This is a genomic window from Streptomyces sp. LS1784 (genome assembly GCF_020103755.1).
Classification (GTDB): domain Bacteria; phylum Actinomycetota; class Actinomycetes; order Streptomycetales; family Streptomycetaceae; genus Kitasatospora.
This window is the reverse complement of record NZ_JAHSQD010000656.1, coordinates 1-4,190: the sequence shown is the minus strand read 5'-3', so window position 1 is coordinate 4,190 and position 4,190 is coordinate 1. Positions and strand designations below refer to the sequence as shown.

Sequence of the window (4,190 nt, the reverse complement as noted above, 5' to 3'; positions counted from 1 at the left end):
AGCCGGAGGTCGCGGCGGCCGTCCCGGCCGCTGCCGCACCGCCGACCGCGGCGGCACCGCCCACGGCGGCCGCGGCGGCGCTGAACCCGCCGACACCGATCCAGACGAGCACACCGCCGGGAAGCAGGGCGCGCAGCCCGGTGTTGATCTCGCTCAGTTCCAGGCAGGCGGCCGTGCAGCGGTCGCACTCCTTGAGGTGCCGTCCGACCTCCGCCGAGGCCCGCTTGCGCAGCGAGCCTCGCGCGTACGCCCCGAGCCGGTTGGCGTAGGCCTCGCAGGCACTGTCCTGGCTGCCCGAGAGGTGCGCCTGGAGGAACGCGGCGGCGAGCCGGTCGCGGGCCCGGTGGGCCTGGACGGCGGTGGCGTTGGCGGTCTTGCCGAGCATCACCGCGACGGTCTTCGGTGACTCCCGCTCGACCTCGGTGTGCCAGAGCACCACCCGGTCGTCCTCGGGCAGTTCGGCGTAGGCCTGCATGACCATCCGCTGGTCGGCCATCGCCATCGCCCAGGCGTCGGCGCCCGGGTCGGCGAGGTCGACGTCGACCACGGCGGCCGAGGTCTGCGCGAACACGGCGAAGTCGTCCACGAGTTGCTCGCGCCGCTCGCTGCGGTGCCAGGCGGCGGCGACGTTGCGCACGGCGGTCAGCAGGTAGGCGCGGACGGCGAACTCGGGGCCCTTGCCCGCCCGCAGCGCCTGCAGCGTGCGGGCGAACACCTCGCCCGCGAGGTCCTCGGCGGTGAAGCTGTCCCGGCAGCAGGTGCGCGCGTAACGGCGCACCGAGTCGGCGTGCCGGCGGTAGATCTCCTCGTACGCGGTGTCGTCGCCGGCCCGCACCCGGGCGGTCAACTCGGCGTCGGAGGAGGGGCGCTCGCTGTCCACCGGATCGGCGGGGGCGGGCACGGTCGGCCGGGCGGTCCGGCCGTCGCCGGGGAACGGTTCGCCGACGAACGCCTCGGGGGCGACACCGCCCCGGCCCGCCGGGGCCTGCCCGGGCACCCGGCCCGGGGGCAGCGCGGCGGCGGAGGCGGAGAGCGTCTCGCGGCTGGGCATCCCGGCCTGGTCGGGGACGTGTCCGGCGGCCGAACCCGCTGCGGCGCCCGGCACTTGGGCCGTTCCGCCGGTACTGCCGAGACTGCAGGGGCCCGCGCCGGACCCTTCGGCGGAATCACCGGAGAGGCCTCCGAAGTCGAGGCCGTACCCGTAGTCGTTCTGTTCCTCGGCGCTCACAACGGACCCCAGATTCCACGACAGCCCCCGCAGTGTGGCAGGGCGCGCGGGAGCGCGAAGGCGCTCGGTTCCCCGGCGTGCGGCGCCGACGGCGCGCGAACGGCGCGCATCGGGACATTGGCTCCAACCACGGGCAAAGGATGGCATAGCGCAGGGGCCTGCGGTAGCCGGACCGGCCGCCTTCCACTCCTCCGAGGGGCCGCCGCGGATGCGTCCGCCCAGCGTGCGGCGATGGGGTGTGCGACTCCCACGCCCGGCGCGCGCACTCGGGCCGCGCGCCGGTCTTCCCTCCAAGTCCCTTGCCCGCCGGGCGTGGCGGACGGTCGGCGGGTGAGCGTCAGCGCGCCCGCAGGCCGTCCAGCAGGATCTGCAGCAGCCGGTCCGAGGGCCCGGCGGCCGGCTGACCGTCCGTCTGCGGAGAAATCGGCGAGAAACCGCCGGCCGTCGGCGCGGAGACCGACGGACGGACCGCGTGCACCGGCACCGAGGCGGTCAGCACCAGCACCACGTCCGACACCGTGACGCCCGGCCGCAGTTCGCCCGTCGCACCGGCCCGCGCCACCAGGGCGGCCAACAGCTGGAGCAGCAGCCGGGGATCGGCGTCGGCAGCCGACGGCTCGACCACCCCGCCGGAGCGGGCCTCCTCGCCGCGCAGGTCGAAGCGGACCGCCGCGGGCGGTTCCGGTGCCCGCTGCCCGGGCACCCGGCCAAGTTCCTCCGCGTACCGGAACGCCTCCGGCGGCAGCAGTCGCCCGGCGCCGCTGCTCACCGCGCGGGCCAGGTAGCCGGCCAGCGCCTCCCAGGCACCGGCGCCGCCGTACAGCGACTCCCGTGCCTGCGCGGTCAGCCACGCCACCTCCTCGGCGGCGATCCGCTGGACCAGCACCTCCTTGCTCGGGAAGCGCCGGTAGACGGTGCCGACCCCGACTCCGGCCCGGCGTGCGACCTCCTCCATCGGCGCGCCGTAGCCGAACTCGCCGAACACCTCGCGGGCCGCCCGCAGCACGCTCTCCAGGTTCCGCCGGGCGTCCACCCGCAGCCGGGCCCCGGGCACCGGCGCGGCGGCCGGTGCGGCCTCGGCCCGGTACGGGACGGCGGCATGAACCATTCCGACCTGCGCCGGCCCGCTCTGCGGCGGAAGGTCCACCGGACCACGCTGCTCGGGGACCATGCCCGGTCCGGCCTGCGGTGCACCCGCCCGCCCCAACACCTGCTCCTGATCCATCATCCCAACTCTCCCCCGCAGGCGTCCGAAACCGGACCCTGTCGTCGCCCGCCCCTGCACCCCCCGGTGCAGCTCAGCCCGTCAGAAATGACCCGATGACCCATTGCTCGTGCCGCCCGTCCCGTTCCGGTGACCACGGTTCGTGCCGCCGTGCCGGGTCCACGTCCGGCTCGGCGCGTCGGCACCGTCCGGGGCCCTGTCCGGGATCTACCCTTCCCCGGATGACTGTCCCCCAGTCGGGTTCTCACGCCAACGCTGGAACTGGCCGTAATGGCCGCTCCACGGTGCGTCGCCGCCGATTGTCATGGCGACGGCTGCCCCGGTACACAATCCGACCATAGTTCACCACTCTCCGAGGCCGAAAGTGCGTCAGAAAGTCGCCCAGTAGGCACAACTGGCCACGACGGTCACTCCTGTGGCAACCAGCCCCGTACGGACTGTGGACAAGACGACCCCCGCCGGTCCTTCATAGGGGGGCGTGATGGGGGGACACCCCCGGCCGCGGGGCCGGGACGAAACGTCGCTTCGGCAGGAGGTGCACCATCAGGATCCTGATCGCCGGCGGCGGCTGCGCCGGAACGGCCGCCGCACTCCACCTCCAGCGCGCCCTGCGGGAACGGCTGCGGCGCGGCGAGGTGGAGATCACCGTCGTCGAGCCGCAGGCCTACTTCACCTACCACCCGCTGCTGGCCGAGGTGGCGGCCGGCTCGATCGATCCGAGACACGTGGTGGTCCCGCTGCGCCGGGTCCTGCCGGACTGCCGGGTGCTCACCGCCCGGATCACCCGGATCGAACACGCCTCCCGGTGCGCACTGGCCGACGCCGCGGGTCCGGGAGAACCCCCCGCCCCCGTCGAACTGCCCTACGACATCCTCGTGGTGGCCCCCGGCTCGGTCTCCCGCACGGCGCCGGTGCCCGGGCTCGCCGAACACGGCCTCGGCTTCTCCACCGTCGGCGAGGCGGTGGGCCTGCGCAACCACGTCCTGGAACAGCTCGACCTCGCCTCCGCGACCCGCGACCCGGCGCTGCGCCAGTCCGCGCTCACCTTCGTCTTCGTCGGCGCCGGCTACGCGGGCGTCGGCGCGCTCGCCGAACTGGAGGACATGGTCCGCACCGCCGTGCGCGGCTACCACAACGTCCGCGCCGAGGACCTGCACTGGGTCCTGGTCGAGGCGACCGGCCGGATCCTCGCCGAGGAGTCGCCCGAACTCGCCGAGCACACCCTCGGCGAACTGCGCGAACGCGGCGTCGACATCCGGTTGCGCACCACCCTGGAGTCGGCCGCCGACCGGGTCGTGGCGCTCTCCGACGGCAGCCGCTTCGGCGCCCGCACCCTGGTCTGGACGGCGGGCGTCCGGCCCTCCCCGCTGCTGCGCGAGACCGACCTGCCGCTGGACACCCTCGGCCGGGTGCGATGTCTGGCGACCCTGCAGGCCGTCGGACCGGACGGACGCGCCCTGCCCGGCGTCTGGGCGGCCGGCGACTGCGCCGCCGTCCCGGACCCGAACGCGGAGGGCGCCCCCTGCGCGCCCAACGCCCAGCACGCCTTCGCCCAGGCCGAACTGCTCGCCCGTAACGTCGTGGTGGCCCTGGACGGCGGGCCGCACTCCCCGGGCCTGGCCGACTACCGGCCCGGCCCCGCCGCCTGCTCGACCTCGCTCGGTCCGCACCGGGCCGTCGCGCACACCCGGCGCGGCGGCAGGCTCACCGGCCGCAGGCTGACGCTCCTCACCGGCT

General features: G+C 75.3%; 3 protein-coding genes. 1 reads left to right on the top strand and 2 read right to left on the bottom strand.

Going from position 1 to position 4,190, the window contains the following annotated elements; all coding sequences use genetic code 11:
* Both KS423_RS39915 and KS423_RS39910 read right to left on the bottom strand, forming a co-directional pair.
* The coding region (locus KS423_RS39915) for a sigma-70 family RNA polymerase sigma factor (RefSeq protein ID WP_224284626.1) at positions 1-1,105 on the bottom strand (1,105 nt) is incomplete at its 3' end.
* Between the two features lie 460 nt (positions 1,106-1,565).
* The gene (locus KS423_RS39910) at positions 1,566-2,456 is read right to left on the bottom strand and encodes a TetR/AcrR family transcriptional regulator (protein WP_224284625.1); all 891 of its coding nucleotides are present in this window, start codon (positions 2,454-2,456) and stop codon (positions 1,566-1,568) included.
* Positions 2,457-2,995: 539 nt separating this feature from the next.
* Between KS423_RS39910 and KS423_RS39905 the strand changes: the two genes are divergently transcribed.
* Positions 2,996-4,190, top strand: a 1,195-nt coding sequence (locus KS423_RS39905; protein ID WP_224284627.1) for an FAD-dependent oxidoreductase, incomplete at its 3' end; no start/stop codon positions are given.